This window comes from Clostridium sp. FS41 (assembly GCF_000954015.1).
Classification (GTDB): domain Bacteria; phylum Bacillota; class Clostridia; order Lachnospirales; family Lachnospiraceae; genus Enterocloster; species Enterocloster citroniae.
Genome location: NZ_JYHN01000081.1, coordinates 144231 through 166909 on the forward strand (window position 1 = coordinate 144231; position 22679 = coordinate 166909).

Annotated in this window: 20 protein-coding genes; 14 read left to right on the top strand and 6 right to left on the bottom strand. The window is 49.0% G+C overall.

Going from position 1 to position 22679, the window contains the following annotated elements; genetic code table 11:
* The first annotated feature begins 81 nt into the window (after positions 1-81).
* Entirely contained in the window at positions 82-2070 is a 1989-nt protein-coding gene (locus CLFS41_RS26150) for a L,D-transpeptidase family protein (RefSeq protein WP_242856921.1), read from the top strand.
* Positions 2071-2111: 41 nt separating this feature from the next.
* Here the strand turns inward: CLFS41_RS26150 and CLFS41_RS26155 are convergent, their stop codons facing one another.
* The gene (locus tag CLFS41_RS26155) at positions 2112-2468 is read right to left on the bottom strand and encodes a hypothetical protein (protein ID WP_152649086.1); all 357 of its coding nucleotides are present in this window, start codon (positions 2466-2468) and stop codon (positions 2112-2114) included.
* Positions 2469-2475: 7 nt separating this feature from the next.
* Between CLFS41_RS26155 and CLFS41_RS29940 the strand changes: the two genes are divergently transcribed.
* Positions 2476-2703 carry a hypothetical protein gene (locus CLFS41_RS29940; protein WP_117450563.1) on the top strand — a complete coding sequence of 76 codons (228 nt, stop codon included), beginning with the start codon at positions 2476-2478 and terminating at the stop codon, positions 2701-2703.
* Between the two features lie 101 nt (positions 2704-2804).
* Here the strand turns inward: CLFS41_RS29940 and CLFS41_RS26160 are convergent, their stop codons facing one another.
* On the bottom strand, positions 2805-3791 hold the full coding sequence (locus tag CLFS41_RS26160) for a LysR family transcriptional regulator (protein ID WP_045093995.1): 987 nt from the start codon (positions 3789-3791) through the stop codon (positions 2805-2807).
* A 186-nt stretch (positions 3792-3977) separates the two neighbouring features.
* On the opposite strand from CLFS41_RS26160, the gene ilvD reads away from it, so the two are divergent.
* From ilvD to CLFS41_RS26185, 5 genes are all read left to right on the top strand, one after another.
* Positions 3978-5645, top strand: a complete 1668-nt coding sequence (gene ilvD / locus CLFS41_RS26165) for a dihydroxy-acid dehydratase (protein WP_045093996.1) — start codon at positions 3978-3980, stop codon at positions 5643-5645.
* A 29-nt stretch (positions 5646-5674) separates the two neighbouring features.
* Positions 5675-7000, top strand: coding sequence for a GntP family permease (locus CLFS41_RS26170; protein WP_045093997.1), 1326 nt, complete (start codon positions 5675-5677; stop codon positions 6998-7000).
* A 21-nt stretch (positions 7001-7021) separates the two neighbouring features.
* Positions 7022-7915, top strand: a complete 894-nt coding sequence (locus tag CLFS41_RS26175) for a dihydrodipicolinate synthase family protein (protein ID WP_045093998.1) — start codon at positions 7022-7024, stop codon at positions 7913-7915.
* 186 nt (positions 7916-8101) lie between these two features.
* Entirely contained in the window at positions 8102-9529 is a 1428-nt protein-coding gene (locus tag CLFS41_RS26180; protein WP_045093999.1) for a DUF512 domain-containing protein, read from the top strand.
* Between the two features lie 102 nt (positions 9530-9631).
* Positions 9632-10450, top strand: a complete 819-nt coding sequence (locus CLFS41_RS26185) for a family 1 glycosylhydrolase (RefSeq protein ID WP_242856922.1) — start codon at positions 9632-9634, stop codon at positions 10448-10450.
* Here the strand turns inward: CLFS41_RS26185 and CLFS41_RS26190 are convergent.
* Positions 10413-12467, bottom strand: a complete 2055-nt coding sequence (locus tag CLFS41_RS26190) for a PTS sugar transporter subunit IIA (RefSeq protein ID WP_045094000.1) — start codon at positions 12465-12467, stop codon at positions 10413-10415. The two genes, CLFS41_RS26185 and CLFS41_RS26190, sit on opposite strands and share 38 nt — an antisense overlap.
* A gap of 36 nt (positions 12468-12503) precedes the next feature.
* Positions 12504-13568, bottom strand: coding sequence for a C45 family peptidase (locus tag CLFS41_RS26195; protein ID WP_045094001.1), 1065 nt, complete (start codon positions 13566-13568; stop codon positions 12504-12506).
* A 165-nt stretch (positions 13569-13733) separates the two neighbouring features.
* On the opposite strand from CLFS41_RS26195, the gene CLFS41_RS26200 reads away from it, so the two are divergent.
* The 5 genes from CLFS41_RS26200 to CLFS41_RS26220 are packed head-to-tail and all read left to right on the top strand — an operon-like array spanning position 13734 to position 18110.
* Positions 13734-14171: a PTS sugar transporter subunit IIA gene (locus tag CLFS41_RS26200; RefSeq protein ID WP_045094002.1), complete on the top strand. Its 438-nt coding sequence runs from the start codon at positions 13734-13736 to the stop codon at positions 14169-14171.
* Positions 14172-14182: 11 nt separating this feature from the next.
* Positions 14183-14473, top strand: coding sequence for a PTS sugar transporter subunit IIB (locus CLFS41_RS26205; protein WP_045094003.1), 291 nt, complete (start codon positions 14183-14185; stop codon positions 14471-14473).
* Between the two features lie 26 nt (positions 14474-14499).
* Entirely contained in the window at positions 14500-15768 is a 1269-nt protein-coding gene (locus CLFS41_RS26210) for a PTS ascorbate transporter subunit IIC (RefSeq protein WP_045094004.1), read from the top strand.
* 25 nt (positions 15769-15793) lie between these two features.
* Positions 15794-17179, top strand: a complete 1386-nt coding sequence (locus tag CLFS41_RS26215; protein WP_045094005.1) for an aminopeptidase P family protein — start codon at positions 15794-15796, stop codon at positions 17177-17179.
* A gap of 7 nt (positions 17180-17186) precedes the next feature.
* Complete coding sequence (locus CLFS41_RS26220; protein WP_045094037.1) at positions 17187-18110, top strand: AEC family transporter; 924 nt, start codon at positions 17187-17189, stop codon at positions 18108-18110.
* Between the two features lie 16 nt (positions 18111-18126).
* Here the strand turns inward: CLFS41_RS26220 and CLFS41_RS26225 are convergent, their stop codons facing one another.
* Positions 18127-18438 (bottom strand): DUF554 family protein, encoded by a 312-nt coding sequence (locus tag CLFS41_RS26225; RefSeq protein ID WP_045094006.1) that lies wholly within the window; start codon positions 18436-18438, stop codon positions 18127-18129.
* Between the two features lie 199 nt (positions 18439-18637).
* Here CLFS41_RS26225 and CLFS41_RS26230 point away from each other — a divergent pair, with 199 nt between their 5' ends.
* Both CLFS41_RS26230 and CLFS41_RS29645 read left to right on the top strand, forming a co-directional pair.
* Positions 18638-19456 (top strand): YdcF family protein, encoded by an 819-nt coding sequence (locus CLFS41_RS26230; protein ID WP_161797515.1) that lies wholly within the window; start codon positions 18638-18640, stop codon positions 19454-19456.
* A 107-nt stretch (positions 19457-19563) separates the two neighbouring features.
* Complete coding sequence (locus CLFS41_RS29645) at positions 19564-19704, top strand: hypothetical protein (protein WP_082082698.1); 141 nt, start codon at positions 19564-19566, stop codon at positions 19702-19704.
* 71 nt (positions 19705-19775) lie between these two features.
* On the opposite strand, the gene mgtA is transcribed toward CLFS41_RS29645, so the two are convergent.
* Positions 19776-22412 carry a magnesium-translocating P-type ATPase gene (mgtA, locus tag CLFS41_RS26235; protein ID WP_045094007.1) on the bottom strand — a complete coding sequence of 879 codons (2637 nt, stop codon included), beginning with the start codon at positions 22410-22412 and terminating at the stop codon, positions 19776-19778.
* Between the last annotated feature and the right edge of the window lie 267 nt (positions 22413-22679).

Here is a 22679-nt window from a genome sequence, read left to right on the forward strand (position 1 = left end):
AATACAAAGTTAATGCTACAATATTGCTATGAAAATGCAGCAGAAAAGCGTCAGTTTATAATAGAGAGGGATATCAGCAACATGAATGAACGGTTGGAAAGATCCAGGAGCGCGGCTAAGGGCCAGGGCAGCCCAAGCCGGGGAAAACAGAGCGTGGGCGGAGAACGGAAACCATACACATCTGGGAAACGGAAGCGCCGCGGTAGAAAGCGGCAGAGATGCATCAGACGTATGATACAGGTTTTAGTGATTGCAGCAGTGGTTGTTTATTTGCTATTCAGCCTAAAATATAACAAAGTGTTTCTTCCTAATACCGTGATAGGGGGGATCTCTGTATCAGGGATGGATCTGGAGGAGGTCAAGTCAAAGATCACCGAAGGTATCAGCGGCTATGAACTGGTGGTGGAGGAGAGGGACGGAAAAGAGGAGCGTATCCTGGGCAGGGACATTGGTCTTGCACCGGTCTTTGACGGATGCCTGGAGACAATACTGGAATATCAGAATCCACTGTTATGGGGAATCCGATGCATTAAGGGGGAGGAGTACGGGCAGGATTATATGGTTTCCTTTGATAAAGGGAAGTTTGAACAGGAGGTTCTTAGTCTGGCATGCCTGAAGCCGGAGCAGACCAGGGAACCGGAGGACGCACACTTGGCCTATGTCAGCGGAGAGGGACTTCAGATCATTCCGGAGAAATATGGAAATTGTCCGGATCCTCAGCTGCTTTTGGAAGAGACAGAAAAAGCAGTTGCCGGTTTACAGCAACGGATCTCACTGAAACAGGAAGGCGTTTATAAAAGCCCGGAAATCCTGGAACATGATCCGGATCTTAAATCCAGGCTGGAGCGCTGGAAACCATATGCGGATACGGTTGTGACCTACCGGTTTGGAAGCCGCAGCGAGGTGTTGGATGGAACTGCCATTATGCGGTGGCTGTCCGATGACGAAAACGGAACAGTGGTGATAGACAGGTCAAAGGCAGAGGCATATGTCCAGGGGCTGGCAAAGAAGTACAATACAGCCTATAAAGCAAAGGAACTTAAGACCTCCTATGGTCCTACGGTGTCCATTACAAAAGGGCATTATGGCTGGATGATCGACCAACAGAAGGAAACAGATGAATTGACAGCAATCATCCTGTCCGGCAAAAGCCGGGAGCGGGAGCCAGTGTATCTTCAGACAGCGGCCAGCCATGACGGCCCTGATTACGGAACCACTTATGTGGAAATGAATCTTACAGCCCAGCATTTATACTATTATAAAGACGGAAGGCTGCTGGTCGAATCTGATTTTGTCTCCGGTAATGAGGCAAAGGGATGGAGCACTCCGGCAGGCGCTTACGATTTGACCTATAAGCAGAGAAATGCAGTTTTGAGAGGAAAGAATTACAATACGCCGGTCACATATTGGATGCCGTTTAACGGGAATATAGGAATGCATGACGGTTACTGGCGTTCCAGCTTTGGGGGGACGATCTATAAGAAAAATGGATCCCACGGCTGTATCAATCTTCCTCCGGCTGTTGCAAAAACCATATTTGAGAACATTGAAGCCGGGATCCCGGTGCTCTGCTATCACATGGAAGGGACAGAGGAGGAAAAGACAACCAATATATCCTCCGGAAAAACATCCCCATCCGGCCAAAAAGAAGACACAAAGCCCACATCGGCGGATATGCCGACAGCCCAGGACGTTCAGATGCAGACAGGGGATGGGACAGGGATGGGACAGGGGGATGAGACTGGGAAGGGACTGGGGAATGAGACTAGTAATGAGGCAGAGAATGGGGCAGTAGATGGGGCAGAAAATGAGGCGGGGAATGAGTCAGTGGAAAATGGAACCCCACAATCAAATTCCCAGCCTTCAATCGAACCTGGCATAGGTTCGGGTATGGAATCCGGGCCGGATACGGATATCCCCCCGGGTTCGGGTGTGGATGCCGGGATTGTTCCCGGTACCGGCAGCAAAATTGGGCCTGGCGGTGACGGTGAAGCAGCCATGGCAGGACCGGAAAACATAGGACCGGGGGCGGAAGAGAATACCGTCAGGACAGTGGCCCCCGGGCAGTAAAGCCAGGATTTGCTGCTGATATGTAAGGGATTGTTCTTTAGTTATATAAATACAGCATGATCCGGACCAAAATGCTGCAGGATAACCATGGGTTCCGCCAGGCCGTTGTTTGCAATCCGTACACCGTTATTGGCCCGCCGCCTGCTTACAAAGTATTCATCGGCTGTTTTGCTGCCGACTCTCATCATGTTTACAGCTTCGGCTTGATATGGGCCAAATGTTCCGTATCCCTGAATGATGATACAGCCATAGGCAGCCTGGTCTTTTAACAGTACCTCATGGCCGGGGATGACGGTTACTTCCTTTGCGGTTATGTATTCATTTCCATAGCATATCCACTTTTCAATCAGGCCGTCCTGCTCATGGGGAAGTTCTACGGACGGCCTGAAATATTTCAAGTACCTGATGCAGTTCCAAAGTGACATACTGGACACGCCGGTCCTTGTGCCCCAGGTGGAAGAACTGTCCGGCATGGGAGCTGCCTATGCTGCCGGATTCGGGCTTGGCATATATGAACAGGAAGTATTTGGCTGCCTGAAATATGATCGGTATGATGTGAAAATGGATGATCAGATGAGAGAAAAGATGCATCATGGCTGGCAGGAGGCTGTGGGCAGGTTGGTGTCGCGGTAAGGTAAGAGTAAATACTTCATAATTAAACAGTGAAGAATGACAGAGACGGTCATCCGTAACAGGAGGATCGTCTCCTTTAGATTTATCACAACATCAAGATATCACACCGAGACAGAATGCCGGATCAGGTAACGTTCAATTTCCATGTTTTCTTTTATGAGGAAATCCTTCAGCATTCTGACAAAGGTGGACATGTGAAGCAGGGGCTGCGCATCACGGTGGGTTATGATCTCCACGTTGAGCTTGTGATTTAAGTTCTTAATAGGAAATACATGCATTTTCATTTCGTTGGGCAGCATCCGGTTCATCTGGATCAGACGGATCAGATGAAAACAGGGGGTGATGGTTGCGTAAAGCCCGGTCTGGCATAACTCAATGAGTATATCAAAATTACTGGCTGAAATAGGAATCTTTAATTCGATATCATATTTCATCAGGAACTGGCTGATGGCATAGGTAGTGGTGCTGGTATTATGGCCCTGAACAAACGGAACCTCTTTAAAAAGGCTTAAGTCAGCGCCTTTTGGAAATTCCGCCATTCGGGTTTCATATGTATCGGGAAAGTAAGTGCGGAGCAGGGTATCTGATATGACCAGATACAGGGAATCTTCACATACACCGGCTCTGTTGAACATTACATGCTGGCTTGTGTCCACACCCAGGAAAATATCCAATTTGTTGTTGATAAGCTGGAGTTCCAGACGCTTTGTATCATTAAGCTGTACCTGCACGTCTACATTGGGAAAGTCCTTTTGAAACTGCGGAATAAGCTTTGGTATAATGATTCCGCCCCTGGTGGAACTGACGCCAAAATTGATCGTACCCCGTACCCCTTCGCTGATGTCGCACAGTTCATTGATCATACTGTCCTCCAGCGCCTGCATCCTTGAAAGGTATCTTAACATGGCATGGCCTTCCGGGGTCAGCTGCAGCCTTGGTTTTCTTTGGAAAAGTGTTACATGATACATCTCTTCCAGGCGTTTGATATGATCACTCAGGCACTGCTGGGTCACAAAAGCGCGTTCCGCAGCCCTGGAAAAATTCAGTTCCTCCGCTGCCAGCAGAAACATCTTAAATCCATTTGTCATGACGATTTCCCCCTTCTGATAACCAGAATAGCATATTAAGATGGAGTACACAAGAAATATCTTGTGTACTAGTGTCTATTTAACTGTTTTTCATTTATAAATGAATGAAATATAATAAATATGTAAATAAAACAGCGCTGTACAATAGATAATATGGTCAGTTTTGATAAGTAGAGGAGAGGAATAATGGAAAAATGGAAATGTTCACGTGTAGATGATCCCCAAGAAGCATATTATGTAGGTCTTATGAATTCTTGTGGTTATCGGACGGAGGACCTGCGTAAACCGATCATTGGGATTGTCAATTCCTATACGGATGTGAATCCGGGCCACAAGCCGTTGGGGGAACTTGTTAAATATGTAAAAGAAGGTATTTGGTGCGCAGGCGGTGCCCCGGCTGAGTTTAATGTTCCGGCTCCCTGTGACGGGATGTCCCATGGGGAAGGAATGCATTACATATTGCCTCAAAGGGAGTTGATAGCCGGTTCCGTAGAGGCGATGGTCAATGCAAATTCCTTTGACGGCCTGGTGTTTTTGTGCTCATGTGATAAAATCGTCCCAGGTATGTTGATGGCTGCCGCTTCCCTGAATAAACCCTGTATGTTCCTTACCGCCGGCTCCATGCTGCCTTACGAGGGGGAGGAGAGGACATACGTAACCCCTGATCTGAAGGAGTCCATCGGTGAGAGAAATGTGGGTTCCATATCAGAGGATACATTTACTGTATTGAAGGAAAATATATGTTTTTCCTGCGGGACCTGTTCCATGTATGGAACCGCCAATACAATGGGGGTATTTTCAGAAGTCATTGGTCTGTCACCCATGGATTCCACCACAATGCTGTACTGTTCTGCGGCAAAATATAAACAGGCCAGGGATGTGGGGGAACGGATCGTGGCATTGACAAAAGAAGGAGTGACATTTTCCCACATTGTAACGGAGAATTCCCTGATCAATGGTCTGCGCCATATATCGGCAACCGGCGGTTCCAGCAATGCGCAGCTTCATGTGTGTGCAATTGCCAAAACCATGGATCTGAACCTGGATATGAAACGGTTTGATGAGATACAAAAGGATGTGCCGTGTATAGCAAAGTTTAAGCCTTCATCCCAATATAGCATTTACGATTATTATAAAGCCGGCGGTGTGGGGGCAACCTTAAAGAGTATAAAGGATTACCTGAATTTAGACGAAAAGCTTGCCACGGGAGGTACTTTAAAAGAGTATCTGGATAAATTCAACAGGAAGGTGGATAAAGCGATCATTCACGATGCTGATGATCCGCTGTATCCTGATGGATGCTTTGCCGTCCTTACAGGAAACCTTGCTCCTAAAGGATGTGTGGTAAAGAAAAGCGGTGTGGAGCCGTCCATGTTCTTTCACAGGGGACCGGCGGTATGCTTTGATTCAGAGGAGGATCTAAGGGATTATATGGTCCATAAGACCATCCGGCCGGGGAGCGTTCTTGTGATCCGCTACGAGGGCCCTAAAGGCGGGCCGGGAATGCGGGAACTTTCCATACCGGCGGCCATGCTGGTGGGAATGGGGCTTCACACATCAGTGGCAATGATAACGGATGGAAGATTTTCCGGTGCGACCAGGGGGCCGTGTGTGGGCCACATCACACCGGAGGCATGGGAAGGAGGTCCCATTGCTGCAGTTGAAGACGGGGATATCATAACTATTGACCTGGATAACAGATCCATTAATGTGGAGCTTACACAGGAAGAGATCAGTGACCGGCTTAAGCGTGTAAGGAGGCCGGATCATCCGGCAAAAGGGGTTGTAAAGGCATTCCGCTCCATGGTTTCAGGAGCGGATGAAGGAGCGGTATGGTTATATAGGGAAAAATAAAATAATGGGAGGGGTTTACCGTGCAAACAATGATAGTATTTTTATTAGGGCTGGCAGTTATGCTGTTTCTGATGATCAAGACCAAACTTGGTCCGTTTATGAGCATGCTTTTAGGAGGCCTGATCATTGGTATGGGCTGTGGTGTCGGGTCATCAGAAACGATCAATGCATTGACAGGAGGTTTTGGAAATACATGTAAAAGCATAGGTCTTGTCATCATATTTGGGACCATCCTTGGGACCTATCTGGAGAAATCCAATTCATGCCAGAGGATTGCAACTTCACTTTTAAAAGTCACAGGTGAAAAGAACGCCGGTGTTGCACTGGCAGCAACAGGATATCTTGTATCCATTCCGGTATTTTCGGATGTTGCACTTATCATGCTTTCTCCTATTATTAAGGCAGTCTCCAGAAAGACCGGAAGGGTGATCTGTGTCTTTGCAACCCTGACAGCCTGTGCCCTTTTATGTACCAATGCTTATGTTGCCCCAACGCCTGCGCCCCTGGCTGTGGCAGCGGTCATCGGATTGGATGTGGGGACATCCATTGCATACGGTTTGGTGGTAGCTGCAATATCCACAGTAACAGCCGGATTGTTCTGCATGCTGTTTTTGGATAAGAAGCCTGCCGGCTATTTTACCAGCACAGATGACACGGGTAAGAAGGAGGCGGTGGCAGCCAGTGTGGAAGAATCACAGATGCCGTCATTTATAGAGGCGATTCTGCCAATCCTGATTCCGATCATCTTGATCGTAGTAAATTCAATCTGCGGGATGGCTTTGGCGAAGGAATCACCGGTGCTTGCCTTTACCGGTTTTGTAGGGGATAAGAATATCGCACTAGTGATCGGCATTATCTCAGCGATCCTTCTCCTGAAGAAAAAACTTCCTGAAGGAGAGACCTTTGGAGCAATTGGGGACGCGCTAAAAACAGCCGGCCCAGTTATCTTCATCACGGCAGCCGGCGGTGCATTGGCAAAGGTGGTGGATGCCACAGGGGCGGGACAGATGTTCGCAGATGCGCTGGCGGCAAGCTTTTTACCAGTGATCCTGATTCCGTTTCTGATCACTGCATTGTCTAAATTTGCCCAGGGTTCTGGTTCGGTAGCAGCCCTGTTGGGCGCTTCCCTCTCCATTCCTTTGATCGAAGCAGGGCTTATGAGCCCGATCGCAGCATTTATATCGATCTCAGCCGGTTCTCATTGCGGCTCCCATGTGAATAACAGCTTTTTCTGGGTGTTTGCTGAATTCTTTGGCTATGATACAAAGACAACCCTTAAGACCCTTTGCGTTGCCCAAAACGTGGTGCTGGCAGGTACCGGACTGCTTTGTGCCTGGGTGATCAGTGTGATTTAAAACTTGATGGAGGTAAAAAAGATGAGTAATTTTCAATTTAAGGGAGTGATCCCGCCGATGGTTACACCTTTTAAGGAAAATGGGGATGTGGACTATGATGCATTTGTACACAATATTGAAAAATGGAACAATACGGGGTTAACCGGTTATCTGGTATTAGGCTCCAACAGTGAAACCTGTTATTTAAACAGGCAGGAGAAGGAAGAACTGATACGGCTGACAGTAGAACATGCAGCAGACGATAAATTTGTTATGGCAGGGACCGGACTGGAATCCATACGCCAGACGATTGAACTTACTAACCGTGCAGCCAGCCTGGGGGCGCAGAGCGCTCTGATCCTTACCCCCTGCTTTTTCGGAAGCAGTATGGACAGCAATGCACTGATCGATTATTTTACCCAGGTGGCGGACCACGTGGATATCCCTGTACTGTTGTACAATGTTCCTAAGTTTACACACGTAAATATTGAGGCGGATGCGGTACAGAAACTTGCATCTCATCCCAACATTCTTGGAATGAAGGACAGTTCGGGAAATGTACTTCAGCTGGCTGCTTATAAAAGAGTGACACCGGATTCATTTAACGTAATGGTGGGCACTGCCGGCGCATGGTATCCGGCATTGACTCTGGGAATAAAGGCAGGTGTCCACGCGTTGGCCAATTGCTGCCCGGACGAATGTGTTAAGATCCAGGAACTGTTTGACGGGGGAGACTGGGAAGGGGCCAGGGTTCTCTATCAGAGGATGTTCCCGGTCAACGGCGCGGTGACAGGTACATATGGCATTGCCGGACTTAAATATGGCTGTGACCTGATGGGATATAAGGGAGGTCATGTAAGAAGACCTCTCCAGTCCTTAACAGATGAAAAGAGGACAGCACTGAGGAATATCTTTGAATCAGCGGGGCTGCTGTAGAGAGCGACAACCGGAGGCTGTAATCCTATAGATGAATCAGCGGCAATAAAGCTTGAGGATAAGGCTACAATTAAATTCTCTAACCCGGGAACCCAGCCCATGCCCCTTGACAGCCGGCATCATCTTTGTTATATTCGGATACGAACATAAAGGAATGGCGTCAGCTGGAACAGGGAGTACAATTGGATGAAAAAGAAGAGCGGACATATCATAAAAGAAGTGTATCCTGATTCGATCGCAGAGGAGATGGAGATTGAACCGGGAGATACACTACTTTTGATTAATAATGAGGAAATAGAGGACGTATTTGACTACAGGTACATGATCAAAGATGAGTATGTTGAGGTGGTCATCCGAAAACCGGACGGAGAGGAGTGGCTTCTGGAGATCGACAAGGAGTATGATGATGACCTGGGCGTGGAGTTTGAGAATAGCCTGATGAGTGATTACCGTTCTTGCAGCAATCAATGCATTTTCTGTTTCATTGACCAGATGCCGCCCGGAATGCGGGATACATTGTATTTTAAGGATGATGATTCCCGTCTATCTTTTCTGCAGGGCAACTATATCACCCTGACCAATATGAAGGAGAAGGACATAGAGCGGATTATACGGATGCAGTTGGCACCCATTAATATTTCTGTCCAGACGACAAATCCGGAGCTTAGATGCAAGATGCTCCATAACCGCTTTGCAGGGGAAAAATTGAAATATCTGAAAATGCTGTACGATGGCCATGTGGAGATGAACGGGCAGATTGTGTGCTGCAAAGGTGTAAATGACGGATCGGAGCTGGAGCGCTCCATCCGTGACCTGGCTGAATATCTTCCGTTTTTAAGAAGCGTTTCCGTGGTTCCGGCAGGTATCACAAAATATAGGGAGGGATTATTTCCCATTGGGCTGTACACCAAGGAGGAGGCAGGGGAGATCATTGATCTGATAGAAAGCTTCCAGGAGGGGTATTACCGGCAGTATGGGCTTCACTTTATCCATGCCAGTGACGAGTGGTATATAACAGCAGAAAGGGAGTTTCCGGAGGAAGACCGGTATGACGGCTATATCCAGCTGGAGAATGGCGTTGGCATGATGCGTTTGTTCATCAATGAGTTCCGGGAAGCCCTAAGTGATGTTACAGGGAGTTCGGAATACAGCGCCCTTAAAGGGGCGGTAAGTCGTACCCTGACCATTGCAACCGGAAAGCTGACATACCCCACCATTTGTGAGTTTGCAGCTCAGCTCATGGAGGCATTTCCAATGCTTACCATCCATGTTTTCTCTATCCGCAATGATTTCTTTGGGGAAACCATAACGGTGTCCGGTCTGATCACAGGGCAGGACCTGATCAAGCAGCTGAAAGAGCGCAAGGACAGGGGAGAGTATCTGGGAGATGTGCTGCAGATCCCCTCCAACATGCTTCGGATGGGGGAACAGGTTTTCTTAGACGACCTGACTGTGGAGGATGTGGAGCGGGAACTGGGGATGAACGTTGTGGCAGTGGAATCAGGAGGACGAGAGTTCATTGAAGCTGTTCTGGACCCTGAGTACAGGATGGAGCGTAAAAACGATAATTTTGTTTATATTCAGGCATATGATAGGGAGAAGGAGAGACGTTAAGAATTAAAGAAATCGGCGAAAAAAAGCCTCCAGTTCCATGGCGGCCAGATCCTCATCCTCCCCCTCAATGGTTACAGCCATCTGGGAACCACGGACTGTACCATGGCAGCCACCTATCAGTGTGCCCATCATATGTTTGTGGCATCTGCACTGGCTGTTAAGCTGGGACATGAGATGATGCCCGGCGCGCTGTTTGGCGCCATGTATGCCGCCAGCCCGGTCTATGCCAGGACCTGCAGGCCCCAGGATGTGTTTGCACAGATGACCATACGCCGCCGTACCCTGTTTTATATCGATGTCATGGCTCGGGGGGAATACCCTGTCTGGCAGGCGGATTTTTTTAAGGATAACGGAGTAGAGCTGGTCATTGAGCCAGGGGATAAAGAGATCCTGAGCCAGGGGACCATTGATTACATCAGTTTCAGCATGTACCGTTCCACCACCTGTACGGCGGACAGTGAGCTTAAGATGAATGTGCTCTCCTTTGATCCCAACCCCTATCTGGAGGCCACACCGTGGGGCTGGACCATCGATCCCCTGGGGCTTCGCTATGTGCTCAATGAGTTCTGGGACCGCTATCAGCTGCCGCTTTTTATCGTGGAAAATGGACTGGGCATGGCAGATGAACCGGATGAGGATTTCTGGGTGGAAGATGATTACAGGATCAATTACCTGAAGGACCATTTTAAGGCTATTAAGGATGCGGTTGAGCTGGATGGGATACCGGTTCTGGGCTATACCATGTGGGGAGGCATTGACCTGGTAAGCCTGTCCACGGGAGAGATGAAGAAACGGTACGGATGGGTTTACGTGGACATGGACGACAAAGGAAAGGGAAGCCTGAAACGGTATCCTAAAAAAAGCTTTTACTGGATGAAAGACTTCATGAAGAACGGGAGCCGTACACCATTAAATAGTTGAATATATTGGAGCAGCTCTGGGTGTTCAGGATCTCATAAAACTGTTTGTCCTCCAGAAATTCCACCAGACTGGCCATGGCTGATAGATGGGATTCATAATCAACAGCGCTTAAACAGAAAATGTATCTGATGGGATCGTAATTCTCCACGTTGAATATGACAGGATGTTCCAGGACGGTGACGGATATTCCTGGTTTTAGAACACCCCGGTCAGGCGCTGCGTGGGGCAGGGCAACTGATTTCATGATCACGGTGTGGTGTAGGCTGCTCTTAAAGGTATCAATAACAGAATCCACATAGTTTTGGGTAATATAGTTACAGGTGAGAAGAGGCTGTGCTGACAAAAGCACGGCCTCTTCGGCTGTCCGGGCAGCTGCCCTGGTCTGGATCAGGGCAGGGCGGATCATGTCCGACAGGGACAGCGGCCGGGAGGGAGAGGACCGGCCGTTTTTTTGTGAAAAGTAGCTGATCAGGTCTCCTCTGAGTTTTCCCTCGGATAGGATCTGTGCATGTTTATGAATAATGGTGATCAGATCATGTACGGAAGGAAGTGGATCGGCAAATGATTCAAATGTTTGATACACCTTTTGGGACAAACGGTATTTGTCCTGGCTGTTCAGAATGGACGGCACATAGAATACAGGGATATCAAGGCCCTCCAGCTGAAAATCCAATGAAGTTGTAAAAACAGCATGGCATGTCTGGGTGAGAAGTTCACGGCGGAGTCCGTCATAACCGGTGGAGAAAAAGTCAAATTCAGGAAACAAGCCGGCCAGCTGTTTTTTCAGCAGGGCGGAAAAGCCGGTGCCCGCGTTACAGACTATGGCACCTTGTTTTCTGTATGGGCTGCCATAGGTTTTCTGCGTGGTAAAGCTTGCAAAATGGACAGTGAGATAGGCCAGTTCGTCCTCTGCAAAAGGGGAGTACAGGATATAGTTTAAAGGCTTAATGGTCTCCCTGACCAGGGTGGCGGTGGCGGCATACTGCTCCAGGATCTGCCGGGTTAAAGGATTGGATACGGGCAAATGATACAGATTCCTGTAAAAAGCAGGCCTGAAATGGGAATAGAGCTGTGCCAAAGCCTTGTTGTGGTCAGAATACTGCAGACCGCTTAAGGCCTGGAAGCGGATCAGCATCTGACGCAGCAGTTCCACCAGATAGGACTTGTCCGGTGTCTCATTCTCAATGTCCGATACCGAGATGCCGATGAGCCATGCGCTGATATATTCTATTTTATCCTCTTCCAGATCAAGCCCCAGTTCTTTCAGCAACGTCTCGGCAAATTTATATTCATTCAGCTGGGGCATTTTTTCGGAAACAAAGTCAGGAAGTTTAAAGGGGTTCCCGCTTGGAAACTGCCTGCTGACAGAAAGGATGACCAGGATGTAAACAAACTCCCTTAATCTGCTCTCAACAAAGGAAATGCCGCAGGTACCTGCGATCCGGCGGATCGTCCCTATGTAATGGTCTGTCACATGGATAGAGTGTTTTTTGAAAAAATGTTCCATTACGGGACCATGGACACCGGTGATTCCGTTCACCAGAAAACTCAGGCAGGAGGAGGGGGAACCGGACAGTGTATATCCGTATACGCGGTCACTGTCTATGCGTATTTCGTAGGATTCCAGATTCTTCCGTAAGTCTTTCATATCCGCCTGGATGGTGGTCTTGCTCACTGACAGTTCATCTGTGAGATGAAAGATGGTGAGATAATCCTGGTTGCACAGGATCGCCAGGAAGATATAATACTGCCGCTCTTCATGATCGAAATTATAATGCCGGATCTGGTTTAGAAATATCTTTTCCAACAAATCCAACGTCTCTGGGGATACAGGCTGACTGGCCTGTAAGAGCCTGTCCTTTGGCACGCCGTAGGAATCTGCCAGGACGGTGTTGATGGATTCCAGCTGGTATTCGATCTGTCTTTTTGTAAATGAGGTTTCCCCCATAAGCTGGGGAACGGTTAATACCCTGTTTATGATTATCTTTTCAATGATGGACAGCGTGTTTTTATTCATCTTTCCCTCCAAGTGAGACTGCCATGGGTGAAATGTTTACGGTAATTTTGTTTCAAGGTAGGTATGTCCGCAGGGATTTCCTTCACATATATACATGGTCTGTTCTGTCAGATCCATGACCAATGAACAGATGGTTGCCCACTGCTTTCTTACAGGCAGTGCCTGGTCGGCATGGGTGCATACTCCCTGGGGATGATTGCCGTGCTGTACCAGTGCTTTTTTGATGTCCTGAAAGCTGATCCTTTCCAAATGTTCCAGGGATTGTTTCAGTGAATCATATCTGAGGACCGATTCATTTTTCAGGTATTTTATATATTCCCTGTCAGTATTCAGGCCGGATGCAAGAAAATGATTGGTGTGGAGCATCAGACCGTTTGCGGGCAAAAGTTCCGTGGCCTGACGGCTGTCAACTTCAAAATCGCATATTCCATCCCTGCTTGAACCGGCCAGTATGTTAAAGGAGCTTCCCGTTCCAAAGGTGTGTACCATTCTGCGTACATCCTCCAGGGTGTGCTGTTCAAGGATCAGGCGTTTCATCAGATGGAGGGGCAGTTTTAGGCCCACGTGGTCATTTTTCAGGGTGTTTCCGCAATATCCGATCCCGCTGCTGTTAAAACCCATTCTACCAATAATTCCCGCTTCTGTCACCATACAAATCCTGGTATCATCTGGAAGAGTGAGCTTTAGTATAATGGTGTTATGTTTCTGGAAAACTCCGTAATCCCAGTTCTCCGCCATATAAGTACGGCCGTCCGCGCTGCGGCCGGACTCCACCCCGATCACACTGCAGCTGTGCTCCGTCAGTCCCCCTTTTCGTGCGATCTCATAATGGCAGTTGATTGCCAGAATGTCATCAAACTGCTGGCCGGAGCCATGGCAGATGCCCCTCATCTCCTCTATATATTGGGGAAAGTCCGCCTGGATCAGGTCATAATACTGATTGGAAAATTCTTTGATCTCAGCCCAGGAGCAGTTCCAGATCGGTTCAAATTTTTGCCTGTAGTAATCAATCGTACCGGCAACCATATCCTTTGCCTTGCTTCCATGTGCCAGCCCCATCTCATAGCTGGATCCGGCTGCACATATTTCTTTAAACGCCATATAAAAATCTCCTTTGCTTTTTTCTTTATTATAAAAGATGACCACTGTTGCCGGGGGTACTGATTAGGACAATTTTTGTGCGGCTACCAGACAAAAACTGTCATGAATGGAGATTGAACTTTTTATCAGGAGAACGTATATTGGACTCATGAAAGGAGCAGCAGCATGACACATAAACCATTGGAAAGAGATGAAGTTCAACTGAATATTGAAGCGGCCGACTGGGAGGATGCCATAAGAAAGTCAGCCCGTCCCCTGGTTGGCAGACATAAGGTGACGCAGGCGTATGTGGACGAGATCGTCAGGGTGACCAGAGAGGAGGGACCTTATTTTATCATTATGAAACACGTTGCTCTGCCCCATGCAAAACCGGAATACGGGGCGCTGGAAAATGCGGTTTCTTTGACCACATTAAAAGATCCGGTATGTTTCGGACATAAAAACGATCCGGTCAAATATATCATTTTCTTATCGTCTGCGGATGGGGAAGAACATCTGCACAACATCTCAAGGATCGCGGAACTTTTGGGCAGGAAAGAATTCCTGGAAGTGCTGGATCAGGCAGAGGACAGCAGTATGGTATGCGATTTTTTTAATCAGTAAGGAGGAAGAACATGTATCGGATTTTAGTGGCCTGCAGGGCAGGAGTGGGATCAAGCCTGATCTTAAAGATCAAAATGAATCAGGTCATAGAAGAGTACGGGCTGCCCATTGAGATTGAACACACGAACCTTGACGGGGTGCCGGGATTTGACGGAGACGGGATTTTTACGCTGTCGGATGTGGCGGCTGAGTTAAAGGCCGAGTACCCGAAACGGTATATTGTGGGGATCCAGAACATAGTGGACAAGGCAAATCTTCTTAAAGAAATGCAGATGTTCCTGAAAGCAAAAGAAGATAAGTAAAAGGGGTAAAGAGAAGGGGGAAAACCATGAATGTAGTAATCAGTATATTAAGTGAACCGTCCATCATACTTGGAGTGGTGGCTTTTGCAGGCCTGATGCTCCAGAAAAAGCCCTTGACCAAGGTGTTTGAGGGAACCTTAAAAACAGTGATCGGATTTTTGATCTTTAACCTTGGAGGCAGCGCCATTACAGGAGTTCTCAAAAGCTTTAACACGCTGTTTCAGGTGGGATTCCACATCAATGGGGTGGTGGCAATGTCGGAGGCGGCGGTGGCCCTTGCCAAGGAAAACTATGGGTATGTGGTGTCCGTAACCTTCATAGTGGCTTTTGTGGCAAACCTGCTATTTGCAAGGTTTACCAGGTTCAAAAACATAGTATTTCTCACCAGCATCCAATTTATGTTCGGAGCGATGCTTGCCCTGGTCATCAAATCCCACGGATACAGTGATACGGCTGCAATCCTTGTGGGAGGTATTTCCATTGGTTTTGCTTCCGCCTTTTTGCCGGAACTTTGCCAGCCGTTTGTGCGGAAAATTACAGGATCCAACGATATGGCCATTGGTCATTTCAGTATGTGTGCCTACGCATTGTCAGGTTACATCGGGAAGCTTTTTTCAAAATATGAGAATGAGTCCACAGAGGATCTGAAACTTCCTGGATGGTTATCTTTTTTTAAGGATTTTACCCTTGGAATGTCTGTGATCATGTTGATCCTGTTCTACATTGCCTCATTTGCGGCCGGACAGCAGACCACCCAGGAGATGGCTGGCTCCGTTCACTGGATCGTATGGCCTTTTATCCAGGCTGTTACATTTACCGCAGGTATGAACGTCCTTATGTACGGAGTCAGGATGTTTCTGGCAGAGATCACAGCGGCATTTATCTCTATATCCGAAAAGATCATTCCCAATGCAAGGCCGGCTCTGGACTGCCCCACCTTATTTCCCTATGCGCCCACCTCGGTCATGCTGGGTTTCCTTTCCGCATACATTGCCAGCCTGATGGCTGTATTTGTCATGGCCAGCACCAATGCGCCGGTAGTATTTATCCCGGCTGCCAATGTCTGCTTTTTCCTGGGAGGGACTGCGGGGGTGTTCGGCAATTCCACAGGCGGATGGAGAGGGGCGATTGCAGGTTCTTTTGTGACAGGATTATTACTGTCATTCCTGCCTCTTGTGATGTATCCGGTCCTGGCAGGCATGGGGGTGGCGCAGTCAGCTTTCCCGGCAGTGGATTACAATGTGGTAAGCATCATCATCCATGGGATCCTGACTTTAGTTGGAAAAATATTCTGATATTTTATAAGGGGAGTTTGGACATATGACAAGATATTGTTTGACAGGAGTCGAGAAACCGCCAAAAAGGGGGAAACGGATACCGGTGGCATTGACGGATGCCACCATGGATGAACGCCTGAACCGGGTGATAGGGAAAATGGACCAGGAAAACCTGGATGTTCTGGTGATCTATGGCGACCTTGAGCACGGTTCCAACTTTGAATACCTGACCGGGTTTCTTCCCCGCTTTGAGGAGGGGATACTGGTACTTCACAGGGACAGGACCGCTTTCCTGATGCTGGGAAATGAAAATACAAAAATGGTCCGATACAGCCGGATACCGGCCGGCCTTATACATGTGCCGTTTTTATCACTTCCCAACCAGCCCATGGAAGACGACAGGCCCATTCATGAATATTTTGCGGACGCAGGGCTGTTGCACGGACAGCGGGTGGGAATGGTTGGCTGGAAAATGTTCACCAGCCGTGTGGAAGATAACCGTAAGCTGCTGGATCTGCCCGCTTATCTGACAGAGGCGGTGAAAACCATTGTTGGGAGTTCCCGGGTGGCCAATGTGTCCCATCTGTTCATAGGCAGCCATGGGGTGCGGACCACCAACAATGCAAATGAGATTGCCCACTATGAATTCGGCGCAGCCCTTGCAGGAGACTGTATGGCTGATGCATTGGAGCACATCCGGACCGGGATGACAGAGATGGAGTTGGGAGCCTTTTTAAACGCATCAGGGCAGCGGTGCAGTGTGGTCACCATAGCGGCAGCCGGAGAACGGTTTGAGAATGGAAACCTGTACCCTGGAAGCAGGAAAGTAAAGGCGGGAGACAAGGTTTCCCTGACCGTGGGGTATAAGGGAGGACTGAGCAGCAGGGCAGGCTATGCGGTGGAGAAAAGGGAACAGCTGCCCAAGCCTGTGCAGGATTATGTGGAACAGCTGGCAGGACCTTATTTTGCAGCAGTGATACAGTGGCTGGAGTCAATACGGATCGGAATGACGGGAGGGGAGCTGTACCGGAAGATACAGAATGTGCTTCCAAAGGAAACGTACAACTGGTCATTGAATCCAGGACATCTGACCGGGGATGAGGAGTGGATGTCATCCCCGATCTACCAGGATTCAGAGGAAGTACTTAAAAGCGGCATGATGCTCCAGATCGATATCATTCCCGGTAAGCCCGGATATGGAGGCGCCGGATGTGAAAGCGGGATCGTGCTGGCGGACCGGGAACTCAGGGCAGAGATGCAAAGGGCGTATCCGCAGCTTTATCATGTGTTCATGGAGCGCAGGAACTACATAAAGGATGTCCTGCACATCCAGGTACCGGCGGAGGTACTGCCTATGAGTGACATGGTTGCCTTCTACAGGCCGTATTTCCTGAACCGGGAACTGGCATTTGTGAAAAGGACGGAGTGAGGTGCCCATGGAGACAGCAGCCATTATCCTCCGGCAGATCATCATAATGTTTCTCTATATGGCTATCGGCTGGTGGATGTATAAGAAGAATCTTATAACCCAGGAAGGAAGCAGATCCATGGCCCATCTGCTGCTGTATGTGATCCTGCCCTGCGTCATCATTCAATCCTTCTGTGTGGAGCGGTCCGCAAAGAACATAAGGATGATCCAGCAGTCCTTTGCCGGAGCCATAGCCGTGCTGACGGCAGCCATGATGGTTTCACATCTGTTATTGAAAAAAAAGCCGGTGGACAATTTCGGCGCAGCTTTTTCAAACGCAGGTTTCATGGGAATCCCTCTTATAACAGCCACGCTTGGGGAACAGGCAGTGATCTGCGCGGCAGGAATGATCGCGCTCCTAAATGCGCTCCAATGGACCTATGGGCAGATGATACTGTCAGGAGACAGGAGGGCGGTGTCCCTGAAGGAAGTGGCAAAGAGCCCGGTGGTAGCGGCACTGGCGGCAGGAATGTGTATATTTCTGCTCCAGCTGCCGGTGCCCAGCATGATACAGAGCAGTATGGGTGCGATTGCCCGGCTGAATGCACCCATAGCCATGATCATCCTGGGAGTTTACCTGGGGCATGTGCCCATAAGGGAGATACTTTGTGATAAAAATGCATGGAAGTGTTCCGCGGTGCGCCTGATGGTGATACCGGCCATCACCGTTGTTGTGCTTCGGTTCATGTTTCCTGATAATCAGGCCATGGCTATGGCCCTGCTGCTGTCAGCCATAGCGCCGGTGGGATCCAATGTGGCGGTATATGCCCAAAAGGGAGCTCAGGATTACGGGTATGCGGTTAAAATCGTATGCCTGAGCACCCTGCTGTCGGCATTGTCAATGCCCCTTATCATGTATGCCTACATGGCAGCCTGCAGCCTGCTTCCATGAAGTGATTGGAAGAACTTCACATTTCTGTTGAAATCACATCATCAGGCCAAACAGCCAGGAACAGGGCCAGATCAGCACCAGGGACGGCAGCATTGCGGTCCAGATCAATCCCCTCCTCGATCAGAGCCCCAAGGATCAAGGCAATGATGACAGCAGGCAGGGATTCAAGCCTGATCAGGGATGTGACGCCGATGGCAATGGCGGCAATACCAAAGATGGTATTCATGGGCTGTTTGATACGGACCGGTACTCTGTTTTTAATAACACTGCCCAGATTGGTGCCCAGTAAAACGCAGCAGCATTCAATGATGATTCCTTTTGGATACATAAACGTTTCTCCTAATGATACATGTGTACTCTCGGAATCTCCAGGAGTACACACATTATTTTTATGCGAAAAGATGTGATATGTTAACATATCTGAGGAAGAATTGCAATCCCATTTTTACAAATACGCTCTGGGATTACCTTGGTCCAGATGATATAATGGAGGCAGCATTCAGATGGATGTGACAAAAGGAGTAAAAATGAAAGACAAAAGAAATGGGGGGATACGATTGAGATCCCTGCTCCTGCTGGGAGCGGGCGGTTTGTGTATCCTTTATTATCTCCTGGGAGGAATACTCAGGAGTTTTAAGCTTTCCGCTTTCTGGATCTGGCTGGCAGCCGGCGTGGCTTTGATGGCCCTGGGATTTTTGGACAGGAAAATGGCGCAGACTGGCAGAACATGGTTTAAGGGCAGGAGATCCAGGAGGGCTGCCTGTATTTTGGCGGCTTTTGTGCTGCTGTATTTTGGGGTGGTGGAGGCCATGGTGTTCACCGGCGTGGTGTCCCGGGGAGATCCGGGGTTACATTATCTCATTGTTCTGGGAGCCGGTGTCTATGGGGAGGAGCCAAGCCCGGCCCTGCGGTCCAGAACAGAGACTGCCATCCGTTACCTTAATGAAAATCCTGACACAAAGGCAGTGCTGTCCGGAGGGCAGGGCCCGGGGGAGGATATCAGCGAGGCGGAATGCATGGCCCGCCTGATGAGAGAATCCGGGATCAGTGAGGCGCGTATTATAAAAGAAGAACATTCCACCACCACGGTGGAAAATATTAAGAACAGCTATGAGATCATTGGCAGCACGGACCTGAAAGTGGGGATTGTAACCAGCAACTTTCATGTGTTCCGGGCAGTGGTGACGGCAAGGGCTGCCGGTGGGGAGGATGTCACCGGGATCGCGGCTCCTTTTTCCGGGATCCTGCTGCCCCATTACATGGTGCGGGAGTGTCTGGCATTTACCGTGGACTTTGTGTTCGGCCGTTTTCATACAGGAGCCGGATTCTGGAAAAATTTCAGCTGACATTTGTATCTAATAGATTGACCTTTTTACAGTCTCTCCCTTTTTTGGATTTTTTGCTATTATTTACTCCGTGTCAGGTATGGGCGCCAGCAGATCCATGGGACAGTATGTACACCGGATGGCATCAAATCGATGGGAAGTGGTATTATTTTAACACGGAGGACGGTGCAAAGCAGGGAATGATGCTAAAGAACACCGTGACACCGGACGGATACCCGGTAAATGAGCAGGGAGTCTGGATACAGTAAGATCAAACGAAACGGCAGGGATCTGGAAACCGACCAGCCCTGCCGTTTTTATATCCTGTTTTATGGTTTGATCACAGCCATTCGCCAAAATGCCGGATGTAGAGCTGTTTGCACAGTTGGGTTGAAACGCAGTAACCCACAAGAAGGAGGATCAGCCAGGGAAGGAACCTAAAGGGAAGGGCGGCCATATCCAGCCCGGATGCCAATGGTGAGAAGCCGATCAGTAATGCTGAAAATGCTACCATGGTGGTGGACACAAGCAGCGGTTTTGCCGCCAGGCTCTGCACAAAGGGGATTTTACCGCTTCGGATCATGTGGATGACTAAAACCTGGGATACGGTTCCAAACACAAACCATCCGCATTGGAAAAGGGGAGCCTGCTGCATTGTATCAGCGCCCATGATCTTCCACATAACAGCAAAACACAGGATATCAAACACGGAACTTAAGGGTCCCATGAATGCCATAAAGGATTTGATGGACCGGGTTTCCCATTTTCTGGGTTTCAACAGATAATCCTGGTCCACATGGTCAAATGGAATCCCCATCTGTGAAAAATCGCAGAGCAGGTTCTGGGTCAGAATCTGAACGGGCAGCATGGGCAGGAAGGGGAGGAAAAGGGAGGCAATGATCACGGAAATGATGTTGCCAAAGTTGCCTGAGGCAGCCATTTTAATATATTTTACAATATTTCCAAAGGTCCTGCGCCCTGCCACCACGCCTTCCTCCAGTACCATCAGGTCTTTTTTCAGCAGGATGATATCCGCTGTCTCCTTGGCAATGTCAACAGCCGTGTCCACGGAAATGCCCACATCCGCCTGGTGTAAGGGCGGAGCATCGTTGATCCCATCGCCCATGTAACCCACGGTGTGGCCATTGGCCTGGATCGCCTGGACCACACGTGCTTTTTGGGAGGGGGACAGTTTGGCAAAAAGACTGCATTTTTCCACTGCCTCCGACAAAGCAGCGTTGTCCATGGCCTCGACTTCCCTTCCTGTGAGATAATGTGACACGTCCACGCCCACTTTGCCGCAGACTTTAACCGCCACACCTTCGTTGTCCCCGGTGAGGACCACGGTACGGACCCCATGGCTGGACAGTGCGGTGACAGCTGCCTTGGCACTCTCCTTTGGCGGATCGAGAAATCCTATAAAACCGATGAGCACCATATCACGCTCATCCTCCACACGCAATTCCACGGCGGGAACGTCATTTTTCTGGGCCACGGCGATCATCCGGAGACCGTCCCTGTTGTGCCGCTCATATACGGCCCGTACTTTTTGCAAAATCTCCTGGTCCAGGTTTGACAGTTCACCGTTCCACTCCACATAGGAACAGATGGACAGGATCTCCTCCACTGCGCCTTTTGTCACAAGCTGCTGTTTGCCTTGTCCATCCTGTAACAGGACACTCATCCTGCGCCGTGAAAAGTCAAAGGGGATCTCGTCCAGCCGTGAATAATTTTGCAGGATCGGGTCAATGCCGTTTTCATGGGCCCTGTTAATGACAGCCAGGTCAAGGAGGTTTTTAAGGCCGGTCTGAAAGTAGCTGTTGAGAAACGCATGGCGCAGGATCCGGTTGTCCTCATCCCCGGACGCATTCATATATTTTTCCAAAATAATCCTGTCCTCAGTCAGGGTACCGGTTTTGTCCGTGCAGAGCACATCCATTTCCCCAAAGGTCTGAATGGCCCCCAGGGTCTTTATGATGACCTGGTGCTTTGACATGAGGACCGCCCCCTTGGCCAGGGTGGAGGTCATGATCACCGGCAGCATTTCCGGGGTCAGACCCACTGCAATGGTAATGGAAAATAAAAGCGCATCGCCCCAGTCCCCCTTGGTAAGACCATTGATCAGCAGGACGATGGGGACCATCACGAGCATTAAGCGGATCAAAAGGGAACTGACGGAATCCACGCCCCGTTCAAAGCTGTTCTTTGCCCGGTCGCCGGAAAGGGATTTTGCCATAGAGCCAAAGTAAGTCTCATTGCCTGTTGCCAGCACCATACCTGTGGCGCTGCCGCTTACCATGTTACTCCCCATAAAACCAATATCCTGAAGGTCGGTCAGCGCGTCCTCTTTGGCGGAAGGAATCCGGGCATATTTTTCCACGGGATTTGATTCACCGGTAAGGGGACCCTGGGCCACAAAGGCATCCTTGGCCCACAGAAAGCGGATATCAGCCGGGAGCATATCGCCGGCCGACAGCCGAACGATATCTCCGGGAACAATGTCCTCCATGGGGATCTCCGCCTGTTTCCCATCCCGCAGCACATCCGCTTTGTTGGAGATCATGTTTGAAAGTTTTTCCGCCGCTGAATTGGATCGTTCCCCCTGGATAAATGCCACCAGGCTTGACACTGCTACCAGTGACAGAATAATGGACACGGTCACATAGTCCGGGTGCTGGGAATAGACCACGTCTGTAAAAAGAGTTATGACTGCAATAATCAGCAAAACAATATTAAAGGGATTGATAACAGATGTCAGAAGACGGTGGAATGTGGTATTGTTCTGATCTGTTGTGATCATATTTTTGCCGTATGTCTCCTGGCGCTGGGCTGCCTGCCGGGAATCCAGGCCCGATTCCGGGACTGAAAAATGATGGTATAGGTCCTTTAAATCAAGGAACGCAAATGTGCGCAGAAGCTGCTCGCTTTCAGTTTGTTTCTGTTGGATCTCCATGTTTCTTTTTCTGAAAAATATCATTGGGATTACTCCTTTCCATAATAGAGTTCCCATAAAACAACAAAAAACCACCCCGAGAGGCGGCGCAAAAGAAACGACAGGTCCGTCTTAGCTTTGTGAAAATGCAATAGACGGCCAGCCGCACCCAGCGTAACCGGTCCGGTTCATGTTGTTATATGAGATGTTAAATACAGTTTTACGACTTCGTGGTTTGCCGTCCATTGTTTCACCTCCTTGAACATATAAATACCTGTGATGAACTGTGCCCATCATAGCACTTATATCAAA